Source organism: Oribacterium sp. Sow4_G1_1 (genome assembly GCF_052116105.1).
GTDB lineage: Bacteria > Bacillota > Clostridia > Lachnospirales > Lachnospiraceae > Oribacterium.
Genome location: NZ_JBQKLS010000004.1, coordinates 180,552 through 200,559, shown reverse-complemented (window position 1 = coordinate 200,559; position 20,008 = coordinate 180,552). Strand labels below are relative to the sequence as shown.

The following is a 20,008-nucleotide window of genomic DNA, read 5'->3' as shown; positions in this document are numbered from 1 at the left end:
CGAAGACGACCTCCGGCGGCGATAACCCATACGACATTCATGACGCAAAGTTGAGCAGTTCAGCGACAGCTCATGAGAGCAGCTCCGTGACAGCTCATGAAATCAGCAACAATCAATGGTTTTCCAATAAGATCTTCTTTTCCTTTCAGTTCCTCAAGTGTTTTTTCCTCAAGATTAAGGATCTCCAGGGCACGCCTTTTTAATAAAATCCCCTCTTCAGTAAGCGAAATTTTCTTCCCGCTTCGAATAAATAATATTACTCCAAGCTCCTCTTCAAATGCCGCCATTTGTCTGGATAGCGTTGGCTGGGTAATATGCAATTGTTCTGCTACTTTTGTAAAGCTCTGTTCTTTTGCCACCGTCAGAAAATAGCGCAATAGTCTTAATTCCATATTTTTTATTCCCACAACTTCCAATTTGTACGTATTTCTCTTAAACAGCTCAGAATGTGAACCAAGGCGATAAAGCATCAAAACAAGACTTTCCCTCTCACAAGCTGTGCTTTCTCCGATCTTTTCCTGTCACGATGTAGTATTGCTTCTTGTTTTCATACATTTCCGCATCTGCGGCTTTCAGAAGCGACTCAAAATCCGTGTCCTTTGTACCGCTTATCGTCGTACCGAGGGACGCGGTAGCACCCAGTTGGCTTTTTGCCGTTTCCAGTAGTTTCTGAAACGCCGGATATGTGATGTTTGGCAGAACCGCAATGAACTCATCTCCGCCAAACCGATACACATGACGCTTTCCGAACACAGATTTCAGCGTCTGTGCGGTCTGCACAATGAATTTATCACCGGCGTCATGTCCCTTTTGGTCATTTATTTCCTTTAGGCCATTTATGTCGCACATGACAATCGCCAGGGGAAAGTACTTCTCCAGCTTTTCTGTGTACGCCCAATCCAGAGCTTTTCTGTTTTTACAATCTGTGAGCTGGTCATATAATGCACTGTGCTCCAGTGCATCTGCATTATCGCGCAGTCTTATCATAAAAGAGATCATAAACTCGATCATATCTATCAGATTCGAGATCTCATGCAGTTTCTCTTCGGGAGAATTGTCCACACCGTAGAATCCGACCATCTTGCCGTTGATTTTGATTGGCCCTGTCACAAGGGTATTGACACCCTGAGGTTTCAGCCGTTCATAGATGGCTTCGCTTGTTTTTTTGCATTCTTCAATGTCATGGATGATGACATTGCTGGATTCTTGATATTGTGCAAACCACGCTTCAATGATGCCTTCATACGGCACATCCTGCAAGTTATCTTTTTCTTTGGATACGCCCGCTTTGCACCACTCGTAGGTGTTGTCAAACGTTCCGCGGTCATTCTGTTCAAAGATGTACGCTCGATCGGCGGTCATACGCTGTCCGATATACTCTACCAGTTGATTCAGTACTTTGTCCGGATTTTCTTCTGAAGCGGCATACCGAACCATGTCCGTGAGGAATCTCTCGTAATTCAGGATTCGTTCCTGCGATTCGCGCTTGCTGACTTCCAACATTTCCTTTTCCTTATGGTACAGGATTTTCTGGAGCTTGCTTCGCATCATTGTGGCAGTCAGAAGCATACTCAGCACCCCGTACAGAATAACATTCACTAGGTTTTTGGATAGAATTGGGGTGTGCTGCGCACAGAAAGCAAGTCCGATATAGAGCAGCATACTGCTCAGAATCAGCCCGTTCATGACCGCCGTTCTGGCGGTAAACAGCAGCGGCGCTGCCAGTATGAACACAATGTAGTTAACAGTGAGCTCCTCCGGTGCAATCAGCGTTCCCGTAATAATGCCGAACAGCAGCAGCACGGCAAAAAAGCTGTATACAACCAGTTTTTTCCCCAAGAAGCTTCTAATTTGACAACGAGAAATGCAAAAATAGACCAAAGAAAGGAACGTATAGACCAGATACACCCATTCATATTTTCCGATACTCAGAGAAAACACACTCACCAGCGTTATGACTCCAAAGGCAACAAGCGCCACAACAGAATACAGCCGCATGGCTTTCCAGTTTTCTTCCCATACATCCTGTTTTACTTTCTCATAATCACAACGACTAAACATAAACAACGAAACAATTTGATTCATACGTTTTTTCTCTTCAAACTCTGTTCAATTACCGCTTTACCATTTAAGGATTGGTCTATGTCCTTTTCTGGAAGAATCGTTTCTTCACATGTACCAAACACATCTTCAAATCCTTTTTGAAATGCACACTGTACATTTTTCTTAAATTCAGCAATGTCATTTTCGGACATTAGAATAAGTTCTAAGTTTATTTCTGTCAACTCCGTAAACTGTCATAAGTATCAAGCCTGCTGGAGTGATTCTGGCAGGCTTCTGTTGTTCGTCGTTTTTTCGTTATCGGCAACTCGTGCAAAAATTGCACAAATTACTTTCTAGGACAAAATGCCACAACCAGTTCTTCTGTCTTACACATCATCTAGCATCAGGCCAATGTCTTCGCCAGCAGTCCGTCACACCCCTCTGCTATCTGCGCTGCGCACGCATCGAACTTCCGCGTGTACCACGGATCGTCGATGATCTCGTCCGGATGCCCGGAGTACTCCATGAGATAATGAATCTTCTCCTCCGTATCCTCACCGAGGATACGCTTCATATAGAACATATTCTCCTCATCCATCCCGATCAGAAGATTATACGCCTCGTAATCCGAGCGCTTCAGCTGCCGCGCCCGATGCGTGCCGACCGGCACACCCCTCCGCTCCAGCGCCGCCTTCATCGGCGGATAAATCGCATTCCCGATCTCCTCCGTCGACGTCGCCGCTGAATCGATCACAAACTCCGATGCCATCCCCCGCCGGTTCACCAGATCCTGAAAAATGTACTGCGCAGAAACACTGCGACAGATGTTGCCGTGGCAAACGAATAATACTTTCATCATATTTTTAATCATCCTTAATTATTTCTCAGGGACGTTGTACTTTAAGCTTCGTGATAACTACGTTCTACATATTCCGGCAATTCTTCTCTGGAATTAGCAGTCAAATCGCCGATAACAGCATAGAGCCAAAGCTCTATGCTGTGTGATCAAATGTATCAGATTTTAGAACAACTCCTGTTCAAGTTACACGGCGGGAACGACCAGGTGTCAGATCTCCCGGCCCATCTGGTACGCCTGCTCCAATGCTGGGCGACCGGTGATATCGCCGACTTCGTTTACGCCGCCAGCGAACACCGTGCCGGCCAGTTTGCAGCGTGGGAAGCAGTCGACCCAGCCCTGGACAGCCTTCTCGGTGCCCTCGAAGGTCTCCGCTGCGTCCTCTGCTGCAGTTGCGAGCAGGTAGGCTTTTCTGAATGTATAATCGGTATCATACAGCGGATTGGCGCGGTCCAGTATGGTCTTCAGCTGACCGCTCACGCAGTAATAGTAGACAGGTGTTGCGAACACCAGCACATCGGCATCGTGCATTCTGGCGACGATGTCCACGGCATCATCATTGATTACGCAGCGACCGAGCTTGAGGCAGGCAAAGCAGCCCTTGCAGAAACCAATCTGCTTTTCCCGCAGATACACTGTCTCTACCAGGTGCCCGGCCTCCTGCGCGCCTCTCGCAAAGGACGCCGCAAGCGTTTCAGAGTTGCCGCCCTTACGCGGACTCGAGGAAATGATCAATACTTTTTTCTTCATTGTACTAGACTCCTTACATTCTATTTTTTCGTTATGCTCATGATAGCACCTGACGCTGGTTTATAGGGTATGACCCTATTAAGATTATTTTATGCATTTTTTATATGGTTGTTTTATATCCCACAACTTGAACATGTGTTTGTTTTATGGTAGTATAATAGAAGGTGCTATCATATACGGTAGGCGGTTAGTCCTTCGACAGAGGGACTGTGACCCTCTGATTACATAGACAAAATCTTTTGTAAAGGAGGGGTGCCAATGTTAACCATTGAAAGTCTCATTGCTGTATTAAGCTTCGGCTTAACCTGCTTTGAGCTTGGCTATACACTAGGTCATAAATCACACAAAAAATAATCGCCCCCTAGTCTGCTAAACTGAGGCGATTATTTTATCAAATTAGTATGCGGACTAACCGTCTATCGGTAGCACCTTTTGTAGTTTCATCTTAACACGCTTTTTCTCTTGTGTCAAAACGAAAAAGACACAGGACAGCATAGAGCCGAAGCCCTATGCTGTTGGATTACACATTCACCAGATTTCAGAACCACTCCTGTACATGCTACACGGAACGAAATTCTCATATTATAAAGAAAAAATTATCTCTGACCTGATGCCGCTTCGCAAAAAATGTTTTAAAACGAGGGTTCAAGCAGTAAACTTCCTTTAGGATATGGTATACTTTTTATGGAACTGTGAGCGCATCTATCTACAGCGATTGGATGTGAACGCCCTGCCGGAGACGGCGGAAAGGAAAGAATATGATGAAAAAGCCGCTTAAAATCACATTGATCTCATTGGGTGCGGTTCTTGCCGTTTTACTCGCTGGCGTGCTTGTGTTTACGGGCGTGTATTTTACCCGTTTTCAAACAGCTGGCAGCATAGAGAAGCTGACCAGTTATGACGATGGGTACAACCTTTACCGAATGGATGTAAAATACAATTACAGCCTTGACGACGTCATTAATTACGGCATTACCGATAATCAGACGATGATCGATGCCATTCTGAACGAGGCGCTTCCGATGCTCCCCGTGAGTATCAAGGTTCCCGACTTCGGCTGCACGGCGTTTACGCTGACTGACACCGACGGCGATGTCCATATGGGGCGCAACTACGATTTCAAGAATGACAGCTCGGGCATGCTTGTTTATTGCACTCCAAAGGGCGGGTATAAATCGGTCGCCTGCGCGGCACTCGATAATATATCGGCAAATGCCCCTGACGAAAGCATGCAAAAAAGGCTCGCAACCCTGACTGCTCCGTTCATCTGCCTCGACGGAATAAATGAAAAGGGCGTATCCATCGCTGTCCTGACGCTTGACAGTGAGCCTGTACATCAGGATACGGGGAAGCCCGTCATCGCGACCACGCTTGCAATCCGCCTGGTGCTGGATCGGGCGGCAAGCACGGAGGAGGCGGTTGAGCTTCTCAGGCAATACGATATGTTTGCTTCGAGCGGCAGGGATTATCATTTCTATATCACCGATGCCACAGGCGACGGCAGAGTGATCGAATACGACTGCGAGAGCAAAGCGCGTGAGTTTGTCGCAACGCCGATAAACGCCATAACAAACTTTTACGGCTTATACAAAGAAAAGGTGCTGCCGAATCAGAAAAACGGTATTTACGGTCACGGCAGAGAACGTTATGATGCCGTATTAGATGTATTTGAACAGCAAAGCGGAAATTATACGGACGATACCGTATGGGCGGCTCTGATTGCAGCCTCGCAGGAGCCAGATCCCGAAGATATCACGAGCAACACGCAATGGTCTATCGCCTACAACAACACCGACCTTACCGCCGACATTGTCCTGCGAAGACACTGGAACGATATCACGCACTACGGACTGACGACGAACGAAACTTAGTCCGCATACTGATTTGATAAAATAATCGCCTCAGTTTGCCAGACTAGAGGCGATTTTTCGTTCGAAAACATAGTCGGTATCGCTTGATAAGTCAGCTCTGAATATATAGCCAAGTCGGTCAAACTTTTTGATGTCTTCCGGATTCTCGATGCCATTTTCCGCCATGAAGCGGACCATTTCACCGCGTGCCATCTTGGCATAGGTGCCTTTCGTGACCATTTTATCGCCGGAACGCTCGCAGAAGGTAATCGTGATGTACCGATCTTGTTGTGTCAGATATTTTTCGATGGATTTCGAGTATTCTTTTGATGCCAGATTTATGATGGTTCTGCTGTCATCGATCACGGAGAGATACAGCGTATCTCCCCAGTAATCATACAGGTTTTTCGTACCGCCGATTCCGACCCTGGCCTGCATTTCAAGGCGGTATGGTGTCACGCCATCCATCGGCTTTAAAACACCATAAAAGGCGGACAGTATTCTTAGATGATGCTGTATATACTCCAGCTGATGGTCTTCAAAAACCGATGGTGCCATATACTGGTATGCGATGCCATCATAGGCGATGACCGCCGGCGTCAACCTGTGATGAAGATCCATACACTCCAGTCGGTGAAAGTTTTCGTCTGCGATTTGGTCGTTACATTTCCAGATGTCTTTCAGTTCCTCTTTGGATGTATGCTTCATCCAGTTGAGTATCTCAGCTGTATGGTCGAGAAATTCTGGTAATCCTTCCGCTTCTATGCAGTCATCATTTGAAATCATCTTTTTTGCAGGAGACAGTATAATTATCATCAGCTTAATTCCTGAAGCATTTTTTCTGGGTCATCAGCAGCCTTGACTTTATCGTTGGCTTTTATGATGACGCCATTTTCATCAATCAAATATGTGGTTCGTACGACGCCCATAGAGACCTTGCCATAGTTTTTCTTTTCCTTCCAAACATCGTATGCCTCGATTACCTTGCGCTCCGGATCCGCTAATAGTGTAAACGCTAAGCCATATTTTTCTTCGAATTTCTTGTGCGAAGCTACAGAATCCTTACTGACGCCCAGGATAACAGCGCCTTTCTCCGTAAACTGAGGATATCTCTCAGAAAAACCACATGCCTGCTTCGTGCAACCAGGGGTATTATCCTTCGGATAAAAATATAAAATTACTTTTTTACCAGCATAATCTGATAATCTGTGCATCGTTCCATTCTGATCAGGTAACTCGAAATCCGGTGCGTTCATTCCTACGTCCAGCATTATGTATTCCTCCGTCTTTGTGACATTCTTTTTATAGTGTATTACTTTGCGTTTCTCGCGATATACTCTTCCGCCATGTGTACGGCGACGGCACCGTCGGCCACCGCGGTGACGATCTGGCGAAGGGCTTTCGTCCGGACGTCGCCGACGGCATACACGCCTGGGATGCTGGTTTCCGTGCTTTCACCGGCTGCGATATAGCCGTGATCGTCGAGCGTGAGCTGTCCGTCGACGAGTTCGGTGGCGGGCTTTCTACCGACGCTGACAAACAGGCCGTCGCAGGCGAGTGTTGACTCTTCGCCCGTGACGGTATCCTTCAGGCGGACGCCGGTCAAGTGCTCGTCATGAAGCAGTTCCGTGACGGTGCTGTTCCACCGGAACTCAACATTGGCCGTATGCATGAGCTGGTCATGATAGATTTTCTCTGCACGTAAGCTGTCTCTGCGATGAACGAGGATGACCTTCTGCACGATACGGCTGAGAAGGAGTGCGTCGGCGACGGCGGAGTTTCCACCGCCTACGACGACCACGGTTTTTCCTCGGTAGAACATCCCATCACAGGCCGCACAGTAAGCGACGCCACGGCCGACCAGGGCCTGCTCCTCGGGGATTCCGAGCACCCGGGGTGTCGCGCCGGTCGCAATCACGACCGTCTTTCCGAGATAGGTGCCGGAGCTGGTTACCACTCGCTTCGGCGTTTCGCTTAACTCCAGCTTCGAGACTTCCGCGTACTCTGTAACGGCACCGAATTTCTCCGCCTGCTGCTGCATTTTCTCGCCCAGCGTGAAGCCGTCGATGCCATCCTCGAAACCAGGATAATTATCGATCTGCTGAGACAGGGCCATCTGTCCACCTGCGGACAGCTTTTCCAGCACCACCGTGTCGAGACCGGCTCTGGCGGCATAGAGTGCGGATGTATAGCCACCCGGACCGCCGCCCACGATGATCATATCGTATACATGATTCGGCTTCATAGAACTTCCCTCCTGCTCACTTTCGTTCACGTTACCTGCGCTTCTATCTTTCTATGGCGTCCTGGATGAAGTAGCCACCTAAGGTGACATCACTGACGCGATCACGCTCTTTCCATAGCGTCCTGGATGAAGTGGCCACCTGTGGCGACATCACTGATGCGATCACGCTCTTTCCATAGCGGTCTGGATGAAGCGCTCGATCGCAGCCTTCGAATCCGGCGCAACGATCGAATCGACCGCCTTTCCGCCGCGATATAAAACCAGCGTCGGAATCACTTCGATCTTCTCCGCTTCTGCAAGCTGCGACTCCTCATCGATATTTACCTTTCCGATGACAAGCTGATCACCGTACTCTTCCGCGATTTTCTCATAGGCCGGCGCGATCCTGCGGCAGTAGACACACCACGGTGCCCAGTAGTCAACTAAGACCGGCTTCTCTTCATGCATGGACTGTTCAAACTGAGCTTTATTCATATTGATGGCTGACATAGACATTACCTCCATTTTCTGTTTAACCCTGTATGGGTATCTAACTATGCTTTGTTAGTATTTTTTATTAAGAACTATTCCTATTAATGTTATACTGCATAAGCCTGATTTGGTCAATAGAAAGTGATAATAATTATTGATTTCAAATGTCCAGGAAGGCTAAAACGCAGATTTTGCGAAATCTAAAAAGAGGTCAGACCCCATTACGAAATTCTTAAGATGCGTTGCTCGCCTTATAAAATGATGAATTGAAAAACGGCACCACGACAGGTTTATCCCTGCTGCGGTGCCGTTTTTTAGTTAATGGGGTCTGACCCTATTAAATTTTTCTAAACAGAATCTAAACTGAAGTTTATGGGGTCTGACCCTATTAAATTTTTCTAAACAGAATCTAAACTGAAGTTTATGGGGTCAGACCCCATTCGCACTGCCTCACGCCTTTTCGATCGGCATCCAGATGCCGGAGGCATGCTCACCGCCTCTGTAGATCGTGATGTGTGCCTTCTGGCGGGTTTTACTGTTGAAGCCGTCCTTCGTGTTGCTGTTCGGGAAGATGAAGTTCTTTGCACTGGATGTGATCGTGACACGCATCCGGTGCCCCGGGAGGAAGGTGTTCGACAGCTTGGTGGTGCGGATCGTGATCTTATAGATCTCGCCCGGCTCCATATACTCCGGATGCTCGAAACCGTTCCGGTACTTCGCGCCGATCACACCATCCGCGAGCTTCACGGAGTGTCCGTTTTCATCGACATCGGTCACGCGGACGACGAAATCCGTATCCGGGCAGTCGCAGGACACGTAAAGCTCCGCCTGCATATCGCCGGTGACGGTCAGCGGCTCGGTGAGCACCGGCGTGGAGAAGCTCAGCATATCAGCCCGCTTCTCTTCGTCGGTATAGTCCTCCGGCACCTCAAGCTCATTCTCCGACATATCGATGATATGCACGGACGGATGATCCGGGTCATAGACATAGTCCTCCGCTCCGCTCGTCTTCGGAAGCGTATCGCTCAGCACACCGTGACCGCACGATTCCCCGGTACCGCGTGCACTGCTCTCCTGTCCGAGGCTCATGTCTCCGCCGTCCAGATAGAACATTTTCCGTTCGCTCGTTTCCACCGGCCAGCTCTCCGCGGTCTTCCACTGGTTTTCACCGATTGTGTAGTACTCGACGGCAGCTGTCTTTTCAATGCCGTTCTCGACGCCCTTCAGGAAATGCTCCAGCCACTTCATGCAGAGGATATCCATATCGTAGCGGAGTGCGTTATCGCCCAGGCGGAGTGCATGCAGATCGTACTGTGCATTGCCGCTGTGCTTCCACGGACCGAGCACGGCCTTCCATGTACCCTTTTCCCAGGACTTTACGAGGTCGAGCGCTTCGGTCGTGCCCATGCCGTTATCGTCGAACCAGCCGGACATGATGAGTGCCGGCACCTGGCCGCCCTTGTAACGCTTCGACCAGTTGCCCCTTTCCCAGAAGTCATCCATATCCGTATGCTCGAGCCACTTTTCGAGGAACGGTACTTCGTGTCCCAGTACCTGCTTCGGAATCTGGTTCAACGGACGGATATCGAGGATCTCGTCCCAGTTATCCTGCGCCACCAGATCCGCGCGCAAACGTTTTTCCGTCATCATGAATGCCCAGGCCAGCATACCGGAGTTGAAGCAGCCGCCGCGACGCGGGATATCGATGAAGGCACTGCCGGCGCAGACATTGCTCAACATCGCCTTGAGATGCGGGTTGCCACTGGCCGCTGCGGCCCACTGAACATAGCCGAGATAGGATCCGCCTGTCATGCTCACCTGTCCGTCACTGAACGGCTGTGCGGCGATCCAGTTCAGGGTATCGTCACCATCTTCGATTTCGTAGTACTCCGGCCTCCATTCACCGGTACTGTCCTCCCGGCCTCGGGTATCCTGCACGACGACCGCATAGCCTCTCTGCAGGAAACGGTAATACTGCTCCTTGTCTTTTCCTTTTCCATACGGTGTACGAACCAGGACGGTCGGGAAGCGGGTCTCCTTCGTACCGGTTGGCAGATAGACATCCGTCGCCAGCTGCTCGCCATCTCTGGTCGGAACCATGAAGGTGCCGGCTGCTTTTACGCCATAGACCGGACCCGGCTGATACTCGCCGTCCTCCTCGGTCATCCCAGGATAGACTTCTTTCCAGTCTCTCAGCACCGTCCGGCGCTCCATCCCCTTTTTTACGAGCACAGAGGTCACATCGCGGGCACACATGACGACACTGTAGATGCCGTCTTCGTCATAGAAGAAATCCTTCGGGAACTTGATCCCGCGCTCTATATAGGAATCTTCTCCACGACGTGCGAAGCGTTCACCCTCCGTCGTGGTAAATGTCTCCGGACTGTCCGCGATCTGCTGCTCGTATTCTTTTTTTCTGCCGAAAAACGTGAGCAGACTGCGATTGCACAGCAGCGCAAACGCCTGATCATCTTCCTCGGAAAATGGACGCCACGGCGCCCACTTTCCTGTTTCGATGCTTCGCTTCTGCAGTGTCAGCGACTGCTCATCTTCTCTGATCTTCCCATATAAAATACCGGAAAAGTAGAAATTCCACTGTGTCATGTTTAAGCTCCTATGATCATCTTAACGATATATGCTACGGCGATACCGCAGTAGTTACCACATACCGCACCGATGATACCCATCAGAAGACCGACATTGACGAGGCTCTTCCAGCGTGCGCCGGAAGCCACCAGCGCGGAGGTTGTTCCATCTGCGATCGCACCGACGAGGCCGAGCAGTACATACTCGGACTTGATCTTCAGCATTCTGGTGATCGTGAGATGCAGCACGGTACTGAAGAAAATGATGCACAGGCAGAGCACGGTGATGTAAAACGCAGATCCGAGGAAGCCCTTGATATCCACAGAGAAGCCGACGACCGCGAGGAACATCATACCGAAGAACAGGCCGAGATTCATGGAGCCTCTCAGCTTCTTCACAGCCGGTACCTGTGCGACGATGATCGAAAGCGTTGAAATCAGCAGGATTCTTCCGGCACTCTGGAAATCAGCTGGGAACAATGTTGCCAGCTTCGTGCAGATGGCGACGATAGAGGTCGAAACCGCGAGGAGGATTGCGATTTCCTTGATGCTCCACTCTTCGGATTCCATCAGCTCCTTCGTATCGCCACTTCCTTCCAGCTCCTTCTCGGTGAAGGAATATGGCCAGCATTTCTGGAACCACTTCGAGGTCTTCATATAGGTCGGTGCCAGGAACATCAGAATCAGCGATGGCATACCGATGACATAGTCGGCGGCATTGGCTGCGGCGATCGTATCGCCAGAAGCATTGAGCCCGGTTGCAATCGCGGTCAGGTTCGAACTTCCACCGGTATAGGTTCCGACGAACATACCGGCCACCTTCCAGCCCTCGGCTACCTTATCACCGAAGATGCTGCCGAACACGATCGACACGATGCTGACGCAGAATACCGCGGATGCGATGGCGAGCAGTGGCTGCTTCGACATCTTGACGATCTGCTGGAGATCCACATCCAGCAGGTACAGTGAGATGGAAATAGGGATGCAGTAGGTACTGATGGTACCATAGATTTCACAGCTGCCCGGAACGATTTTCAGATTTACGAGGATGATACCGGTGATGATGACGATCAGTGCCGGGCCCAGTGTCTTGAAGCCCCTGAACTTCTGAACCCAGAAGGCAAAGGCGACCATCACCAGGATCACCGCCAGCATACTTGGTGTGCTTTGAAAAATCGGAAACATAGTTTTTCTCCTTGATGCGATTTAGAATGAAATGTCGAGGCCGAGACCTGGCTTGTCGGACAGGTGGAACATATCGCCCTCTTTTGTGAAGCCACCCGGCATACCGGTGTCTGCATCCTTGTAATACATGAAGCTGTCACAGTCTGCTTCTGTGATGTTCTTACGAGCAGCTACCAGGCTGAGTCCTGCGGTGATGGCGATCTTCGTCTCCAGCATGCAGCCGACCATACAGGTCTTTCCGAAGTTCTCTGCCAGTGTGCTGATCTGTAAGCCTCTGTACAGGCCGCCGCACTTCATCAGCTTGATGTTAAAGATATCCGCTGCGTTCAGACGGCATGCTCTTGCGGCATCCTTCGGTGTATGGATCGATTCATCCAGCATCAGCTGAATACCGGACACCATGCTGTGAAGATAGGCGGTTCCTTCCAGATCCCAGTCCGGGAGGCACTGCTCGACCGCTTCGATGCCGTACTTCTTCATCCCTTCCAGTGCGAACTCTGCCTTCGCGATATCGTAGCCCTGGTTCGCATCGACACGAAGACGTACATCTGGTCCAACCTCCTGACGAATCAGCGCCAGTGTGCGGAGATCCTCCTCCGGATCGATACCGGCCTTGATCTTCAGGATGCGGTAGCCCATATCCTTTACGTAGTGTGCAGCACTTGCGGCCATCTTCTCCGGTGTGCTGATACCGATCGTGATGTCGTTCTGCACGGTATCCTGATATCCGCCGAGTACGCGGTACAGCGGCTCGCCCATCACCTTACCCTTGATATCGTGAAGCGCGATATCGACAGCACACTTCGCGGAACCGTTTCCATGCACGAGACCATCCATCATCACGTGTACCTTTTCGATGTCCATCGGATTCATACCGATCAGTCCCTGACGGAACATCTGAAGCACAGAGAGACAGCCTTCGGTGGTTTCACCGGTGACCGGTGCAAATGGTGCCGCTTCACCATAGCCTTCGATCCCTTCATCGGTTGTGATCTTGATGAGCAGGCTTTCTGTATGATGAATCTCTGCAAACGCGATCTTAAACGGCTCGGTCAGCTCGACATGGAATTTCTCAATTTTCAGATCTGTGATTTTCATTTTAACCCCTTCCAAATTTCACTATGAGTGATATTTTCCGATGAAATTTAATTGAAGTTTTACTATTGCGGAAATATATTGTCAAATAACCATATGTTATTTTTGATATTATGCCGGCTTCTTTAGACATGACGCAGGCCTGGTTCAGGCTGTTTTGGAAGCCTGCTTTTGATTGAATCAGGCTGTTTTTAATTTAATTAGTCTTTTGATTTCGATAGAATTCCTATATACTATACTGTATACAATGTTTTAGAACTGAGGTTTGCTATGTTAAAGATACGTGAATTCAGAAAGAGTCAGAAAATGACCATCAAGGAACTGGCGGAGCTGTCCGGCATGTCCATCAGCTACATTTCCCAGATCGAACGTGGTGAGATCGATCCGTCTCTTTCTTCTCTTCGGAAAATCGCCGCGGGGCTCCAGGTACCGATGCATATGCTGCTGGACGATGTCGTCGTCATGGGCAATCTGACGATCCGCAAGGAACAGCAGGTGATCACCTACTCTGAAGATCATAAGGTCTCCTATCGCTTCCTGACCCCATTCTCGTCACCGGCCTATTCACCGGAGGCGATGCTGATCCAGTTTGAGATCGCTGCGCACGCGCAGGACACGCAGCTGCCGATCCGCCATCATTCCGAAGAGATGGTCTATGTCACGGAAGGACAGCTCACGGTGCAGATCGGCGACACCGATGTGATCCTGAATCCCGGCGATACGACCGTCATCCAGAAGGACCTCCCGCACATCTATAAAAATAACGGAGATGCCACAGCGAAAGGCATCTCCTCCATGTCGCCGCCTGTGTGGGGGCGGATGGATCTCACGAAAAATTAATGGGGTCTGACCCCATTAATTTTTTATAAACAGATTATTAACTGAAGTTTATGGGGTCTGACCCTCTGCACATCTGTAATAATATATGCTTGATAAACTTATCGAATACCTTTCATTTGGTTGACTTTAGCACTTTTTAGTGCTAAAGTCTCGTGTGTTTGGAATAATCACATCTTATGTTATCATGTGATATATGATCACTATCAAAGGGAGTGTAACGATATGACAACAGTAGCATTTATCGGTTTTGGTCTCATCGGTGGTTCCATCGCGAAGGGTCTCAAGAAGGCGGACCCGACGACCAGAATCTTCGCCTATGCGCGTAATAAATCCAGTGTCGAGGTGGCGCAGGAGGACGGGATCGTAAACGTCGTGCTCGATTCGCCGTACAGCGAGCGTCTGAAGGAAGCAGACATGATCTTCCTCTGCGCTCCGGTCGAGGTCAATGTCTCCTACATGGAGGGTGTGGCGAAGCTCATGAAGGACGGCGCGGTTCTTACGGATGTGGGGTCCACGAAGACTGCTATCTGTGAGAAGGCCATCGAGCTTGGTCTCGGGGACAAGTTCATCGGCGGTCATCCGATGGCCGGCTCCGAGCAGACCGGCTACGCTGCGGCGACCGACTACCTCTTCTCAAACGCCTACTACATCATCACGCCGATCTCGGAGAATCCGGCCCTCGTGGACGCACTCCGCAACGTCGCGACGACCCTCGGTGCGATTCCGATCGTGGTCAATGCGGAGAAGCACGATGCAGCCACCGCAGCGGTTTCTCACCTACCGCATATCATCGCAAGCTCTCTCGTAAACATCGTGAAGGATTCCGATGATGAGACCCAGCTCATGAAGACCCTCGCTGCCGGCGGCTTCCGTGATATCACACGAATCGCCAGCTCCAGCCCGGAGATGTGGGAGCAGATCTGCGACACAAACAGTAAGCCGCTCGTCGAACTCCTCGACCGCTACATCACGGAGCTGCAGGACATCTCGGCCTCCCTCAAGAAGGATGCGTCTGACCAGAAGATCCTCCATATGTTCGAGTCCTCCCGTGCGTACCGGAACTCGATCAGTGCGAAGAACAAGGGTGTCCTTTCAGCCGATTACAGCTTCTCCGTCGACATCGAAGACGAAGTCGGTGCGATCTCGACCATCTCCGTCATCCTCGCATCGAAGGGCGTCTCCATCAAGAACATGGGCATCAACAACAGCCGCGACCACGGCGAAGGCGCGCTCCGCATCTCCTTCTACGACGAAGAATCCGAAGAGAAGGCCCGCAAGGTTCTCGAGCGCTACCGCTACGACATCCGCGCTTAATAAAAATTTAATGGGGTCTGACCCCATTAAATTTTTCTAAACAGAATCTAAACTGAAGTTTATGGGGTCAGACCCCATTACGAAATTCTTAAGAAACAGGAACCCCGGAGGACAGTCTGTCCTCCGGGGTCTTTTATTACGGGCATCATCCCAGCATATCAAAAATACTCATCTGGTTCGACGACGGGATGTCGCCGAGCAGTCCAAGCTCCGAGAATTTATCGACGAAGCCCTTCGGGCAGTGCGTCCGGTTCATGAAGTCGTCCTTACTGAGGTAGCGCGCACCACTCTTCGCACCGTCCTCGATGCCCTGTGCTACGGCCTCGCCGAGCCCGGCCATGGAGGTAAAGCTCGGCATGATCTTCCGGTCCGGTGTGATCGTGAAGTCCTTCGCCTTCGCCTTATAGATGTCGAGCGGCGCGAACTCGATGCCGCGCGCATACATTTCCTCGCAGATCTTCATATCGCGGAGACACACCGCTTCCGTATTCGTCGGATGCGGGATCTTCATATACTCATCGATGTAGTAGCGGAGCTTGTCGATACCGCCGCACATCTTATCGTAGTCGAAGCCGTCCGCACGGATACTGTAGTACGCAGTGTAGTACTCGACCGGATAGAATACCTTACAGTAGGCGACACGCCACGCCATCATGACATAGGCGGCGGCATGGGCCTTCGGGAACATGTACTTGATCTTCTTGCAGGCATCGATGTACCACTGCGGGACACCGTGATCGAGCATGTCCTGACACCACTCGTCCTTCAGGCCCTTATGCTTTCGAGTGAACTCCATGATGGTGAAGGACTCACCCGGGTCCATACCCTTATGCATGAGGTAGACCATGATATCATCTCGACAGCAGATCGCCTCCTGCAGGGTGGTCGTGCCGTTCTTGATGAGGTCCTGTGCATTATTCAGGTAGACATCGGTACCGTGGCTAAGGCCCGAGATACGCACGAGGTCCGAGAGGTACTTCGGCTTCGTATCCTCGACCATCTGCATCGCGAAGGAGGTACCGAACTCCGGGATCCCGAGGCAGCCGAGCTTGACGCCGTGGATGTCTTCAGGTCGGATGTGCAATGCTTCCGTCGAAGCAAAGAGGCTCATCACCTCCTTGTTATCAAGCGGGATGTCGTTAACCGGATCGATCCCCGTCAGATCCTGCAGACGCCGGATCATGGTCGGATCATCGTGACCGAGGATGTCGAGCTTCAGCAGGTTATGGTCGATCTTATGGTAATCGAAGTGGGTGGTGATGATCGGGCTTTGCATATCATTGGCCGGATGCTGTACCGGGGTGAAGGTGTTGATCTCCTCGCCATGAGGCAGTACGACGATACCGCCCGGGTGCTGGCCCGTGGTCCGGCGCACGCCGACACAGCCCTGTACGAGACGGTCGATCTCCGCACTTCGCTTATCGATGCCCTTCTCCTCATAATACTTCTTCACCATACCGAAGGCCGTCTTGTCGGCGAGGGTACCGATGGTGCCTGCCTTGAAGGTGTGGCCGTCGCCGAAGATGACACCGGTGTAGGCATGGGCCTTCGCCTGGTATTCACCGGAGAAGTTCAGATCGATATCCGGCTCCTTGTCACCGTTGAAGCCGAGGAAGGTCTCGAACGGGATATCGAAGCCCATACGGTTGAGCTCCGTACCGCACTTCGGGCACTTCTTCGGCGGCATGTCGCAGCCCGCCATACCGGAATACTTCTTGACCTCCGGTGAATCGAAGTCGTACCAGTAGCACTTCGGACAGACATAGTGCGGACTCAGCGGATTAACCTCCGTGATGTGCGCCATGGTCGCCGCAAAGGACGAGCCGACGGATCCTCGCGAGCCGACGAGGTAGCCGTCCTCTTTCGACTTATCTACGAGCTTCTGCGCGATGATATACATGACGGAGTAGCCGTTACTGATGATCGAGTTCAGCTCCGTCTCGAGACGGTCGGATACGATCTTCGGGAGCTCCGGTCCATAGATGCGGTGCGCGGTCTCGTGGCAGATCTGGCGCAGCGTCTCGTCGGAGTGCTCGATGACCGGCGGACACTTATCCGGACGGACCGGTCGGATCTTATCGCACATGTCGGCGATCATGTTCGGGTTGTCGATGACGATTTCCTTCGCCTTTTCCGGCTCGAGGTAACTGAACTCGTCGAGCATCTCCTGCGTCGTACGGAAGTAGAGCTTCGCATCACTCTCCTCCTCGTCGAAGCCACGGCCGGCCTGGATGATCTTCCGGTAGATGTCATCCTCCTCATCGACATAGTGGCAGTCGCAGGTCGCGCAGACCGGCTTCCCGAGCTGAGATGCGATGTCAATGATCTTCAGATTATAATCGATCAGGTCCTGCGTACTGTTCGCTGTGTACTTGTCACTCGCGATCATGAAGCTGTTGTTTCCGAGCGGCTGCACCTCCAGATAATCGTAGAAGGAGGCGATGTTCATGAGCTGCTGCTCATCCGCACCACGGGTCATCGCCTGGAACACTTCACCGGCGACGCAGGCACTGCCGATGATGAGACCCTCCCGCAGTTCCCGGAGCAGGGACTTTGGGATACGCGGACGGGATTTAAAGTACTTTAAGTGGCTCTCGGAGATGAGTCGGTAGAGATTGATCCGGCCGACGTCGTTCTTCGCGAGCAGGACGATATGGTAGGAAGGAAGCTTCATGACGTTCGCGGCATGATCGAACTCGAGATGATCGATGTCGGACAGCAGCTTCGCCCCCCGTGCCCGCACCATCTCGATCTCCTTTATGTAGATCTCCGCTGTGCATGCCGCGTCGTCCACGGCACGGTGATGATGCTCGAGCGAGACCCCGAGCTCCTTCGCGACGGTGTCGAGCTTATAGCGGTTCAGCTGCGGCAGCAGCAGACGGCTGAGACTCACAGTGTCGAGGATCGTCGGGGCATACGGAAGTCCGAGCCGCTTCGCGTTCTTCGCAACGAAGCCGGTATCGAAGCCCGCGTTGTGCGCGACGATCACAGCATCCCCACACCAGTCAAGAAAGTCCGGGAGAACCTTCTCGATCGGATCTGCGTCCATGACCATGCTGTCGTCGATGCTCGTGAGCTGGGTGATGCGGAACGGAATCGGCACGCCCGGGTTCACGAAGACATCCATGCGGTCGACGATCTCGTTATTCCGAAGCTTCACCGCACCGATCTCGATGATGTGGTCGGTCTCGGCACTGAAGCCGGTGGTCTCGATATCGAAGACGACCGTGTCGTGGTCAAGCCCCTGCCCCTTTTCGTTCTGCACGATGGTCTCGAGGTCATCGACGAGATAGCCCTCACAGCCGTAGATCAGCTTGAAATCCTTATCGTGCTTGATTTTCTTCAGGTAAATGTTGGCATCCGGGAAGGCCTGCACGACGCCGTGGTCGGTGATCGCCATCGCCTTCATACCGAAGGAAATTGCGGTGTCGATGTAGTCATTGACATCCGTAACACCGTCCATATCCGACATCTTCGTATGCAGATGCAGCTCCACACGCTTCTCCGGTGAGCGGTCCTCCCGCTTCGCGCGGTTCAGCTGATAGCGCACGATGCCGTCGATGAAGCTCATCTCGACCTGCTTATCGAAGGAGTCGTAGGACACGGTGCCCTTGATCTTCAGCGCGGTGCCCGGCTTTACGAAGCTCTGCGCGAGCTCCATATCCTCGTCCTCGACGAAGATCTTCACGGAGATCGAGTCGGTGAAATCCGTGACGTCAAACTTGAGGATGTTCTTACCGGTACGGGTATGCACCGGATCGTGCACGAGGAAGATCTGACCGGCGACGATGACGTTACCAGAGCTCGCATCGACGTCCTCGAGCTTCACAGCATCGCCCTCGAAGTAACGACCGTAGAGCACCTCCTCGTTCTCGGACATCTTAAACGCACGCTTCCGCCGCTGGAAGGAGCCGTTACCGCCCCCGATGCCGCCGAAACGGCTTCCGGAGCCGCTCTCCCGCTGCGGAGCGCCTGTGTTCCGGGCGTTTGCATTGGCCGCCGGAGCTTCCGAAGCCGGATTCGCACGACGTTGCGCCGACGCAGCATTCCCCTGGGTCAATCCAGAGGAACCGCCACCGTCGATGGCGTCGCCGGCAGCACGGGCCATGCCGCTCAGATTGAACGGGTCGTGGGTATCCATGAAGTCTTCGCTCTGCTGCAGCGCCTGACGACGGCGCTGAGCCGCCTCCTCGTCCACCTCTGCGCCCGGCACATAATCGCGCGCGAGCTGCTCCGGGGCCACCATCTTCCGCGCCTCGTAGTGCATGTCAAGAAGAAACTCCAGATGACAGCGCTTCTCGAAAATACTGTGAAGCGCCGCCTCGAGCTTCTTTGCGGCGGTCTTATAGAGATTTGACTCCGGCACGGTCAGCGACATCGTGTCATCCGCAGTCCAGGAAAGCTTCCCACGGGTGAGCATGTTGTAGAGCACGATGTCGTAGTTCTTCATCTCGAGAAGGATCGAATCACGGTACAGATCGTAGAGCGTACGCGGATTATACTGCGCACTCAGGTGGAACTCCTCGGCGATGCGGACCGTGATCTCCTTCCGGACGAACAGCTGCTCCTTGATCGCCTTCTCGAGCGCGTAGACGCTCCGCTTATCGATGAGATGCGCGCTCAGGATATGGATACGGATCAGCTTCCGGTCACGCGTGATCGTCACCCGCGTCACATACGTATCCGTCACCAGCGCCTCGATCTCCTTCGGCAGATTCAAGCTGTCGAAAACTTCAAAAAATTTCTTCATAACGTTCCTTTAAGTGCTGATGGA

The 20,008-nt window shown here is 51.7% G+C and carries 14 protein-coding genes and 1 pseudogene; 3 read left to right on the top strand and 12 right to left on the bottom strand.

Annotated elements, in window-relative coordinates; all coding sequences use genetic code 11:
* Positions 1 to 125: 125 nt before the first annotated feature.
* The 4 genes and pseudogenes from ACTQ52_RS04730 to ACTQ52_RS04715 all read right to left on the bottom strand — a co-directional run.
* A pseudogene (locus ACTQ52_RS04730) lies at positions 126 to 392 on the bottom strand (LysR family transcriptional regulator); the annotation flags it as partial.
* A 97-nt stretch (positions 393 to 489) separates the two neighbouring features.
* Positions 490 to 2,085 carry a sensor domain-containing diguanylate cyclase gene (locus ACTQ52_RS04725; protein WP_441981934.1) on the bottom strand — a complete coding sequence of 532 codons (1,596 nt, stop codon included), beginning with the start codon at positions 2,083 to 2,085 and terminating at the stop codon, positions 490 to 492.
* Between the two features lie 361 nt (positions 2,086 to 2,446).
* Positions 2,447 to 2,902 (bottom strand): low molecular weight protein-tyrosine-phosphatase, encoded by a 456-nt coding sequence (locus ACTQ52_RS04720; protein ID WP_441981933.1) that lies wholly within the window; start codon positions 2,900 to 2,902, stop codon positions 2,447 to 2,449.
* A 207-nt stretch (positions 2,903 to 3,109) separates the two neighbouring features.
* Complete coding sequence (locus ACTQ52_RS04715; protein WP_441981932.1) at positions 3,110 to 3,649, bottom strand: flavodoxin family protein; 540 nt, start codon at positions 3,647 to 3,649, stop codon at positions 3,110 to 3,112.
* A 758-nt stretch (positions 3,650 to 4,407) separates the two neighbouring features.
* On the opposite strand from ACTQ52_RS04715, the gene ACTQ52_RS04710 reads away from it, so the two are divergent.
* The gene (locus tag ACTQ52_RS04710) at positions 4,408 to 5,520 is read left to right on the top strand and encodes a linear amide C-N hydrolase (RefSeq protein ID WP_410043553.1); all 1,113 of its coding nucleotides are present in this window, start codon (positions 4,408 to 4,410) and stop codon (positions 5,518 to 5,520) included.
* A gap of 30 nt (positions 5,521 to 5,550) precedes the next feature.
* Here the strand turns inward: ACTQ52_RS04710 and yaaA are convergent, their stop codons facing one another.
* The 7 genes from yaaA to ACTQ52_RS04675 form a co-directional block, all read right to left on the bottom strand.
* Complete coding sequence (gene yaaA, locus ACTQ52_RS04705; protein ID WP_410043552.1) at positions 5,551 to 6,315, bottom strand: peroxide stress protein YaaA; 765 nt, start codon at positions 6,313 to 6,315, stop codon at positions 5,551 to 5,553.
* Positions 6,315 to 6,770, bottom strand: a complete 456-nt coding sequence (bcp, locus tag ACTQ52_RS04700) for a thioredoxin-dependent thiol peroxidase (protein ID WP_410043551.1) — start codon at positions 6,768 to 6,770, stop codon at positions 6,315 to 6,317. Before bcp ends, yaaA begins: the two co-directional genes overlap by 1 nt.
* 41 nt (positions 6,771 to 6,811) lie before the next feature.
* Entirely contained in the window at positions 6,812 to 7,744 is a 933-nt protein-coding gene (trxB, locus tag ACTQ52_RS04695; protein WP_441981931.1) for a thioredoxin-disulfide reductase, read from the bottom strand.
* Positions 7,745 to 7,906: 162 nt separating this feature from the next.
* Positions 7,907 to 8,233, bottom strand: a complete 327-nt coding sequence (gene trxA / locus ACTQ52_RS04690; protein ID WP_410043549.1) for a thioredoxin — start codon at positions 8,231 to 8,233, stop codon at positions 7,907 to 7,909.
* A gap of 432 nt (positions 8,234 to 8,665) precedes the next feature.
* Entirely contained in the window at positions 8,666 to 10,819 is a 2,154-nt protein-coding gene (locus tag ACTQ52_RS04685; RefSeq protein WP_441981930.1) for a CocE/NonD family hydrolase, read from the bottom strand.
* Positions 10,820 to 10,821: 2 nt separating this feature from the next.
* Complete coding sequence (locus ACTQ52_RS04680; RefSeq protein ID WP_441981929.1) at positions 10,822 to 11,985, bottom strand: DUF819 family protein; 1,164 nt, start codon at positions 11,983 to 11,985, stop codon at positions 10,822 to 10,824.
* Positions 11,986 to 12,006: 21 nt separating this feature from the next.
* Complete coding sequence (locus tag ACTQ52_RS04675; RefSeq protein ID WP_441981928.1) at positions 12,007 to 13,083, bottom strand: mandelate racemase/muconate lactonizing enzyme family protein; 1,077 nt, start codon at positions 13,081 to 13,083, stop codon at positions 12,007 to 12,009.
* A 267-nt stretch (positions 13,084 to 13,350) separates the two neighbouring features.
* Between ACTQ52_RS04675 and ACTQ52_RS04670 the strand changes: the two genes are divergently transcribed.
* Positions 13,351 to 13,920, top strand: coding sequence for a helix-turn-helix domain-containing protein (locus tag ACTQ52_RS04670; protein ID WP_441981927.1), 570 nt, complete (start codon positions 13,351 to 13,353; stop codon positions 13,918 to 13,920).
* 222 nt (positions 13,921 to 14,142) lie between these two features.
* Positions 14,143 to 15,234, top strand: a complete 1,092-nt coding sequence (locus ACTQ52_RS04665; RefSeq protein ID WP_441226248.1) for a prephenate dehydrogenase — start codon at positions 14,143 to 14,145, stop codon at positions 15,232 to 15,234.
* A gap of 145 nt (positions 15,235 to 15,379) precedes the next feature.
* Here the strand turns inward: ACTQ52_RS04665 and ACTQ52_RS04660 are convergent, their stop codons facing one another.
* Positions 15,380 to 19,984, bottom strand: a complete 4,605-nt coding sequence (locus ACTQ52_RS04660) for a PolC-type DNA polymerase III (RefSeq protein ID WP_441981926.1) — start codon at positions 19,982 to 19,984, stop codon at positions 15,380 to 15,382.
* Between the last annotated feature and the right edge of the window lie 24 nt (positions 19,985 to 20,008).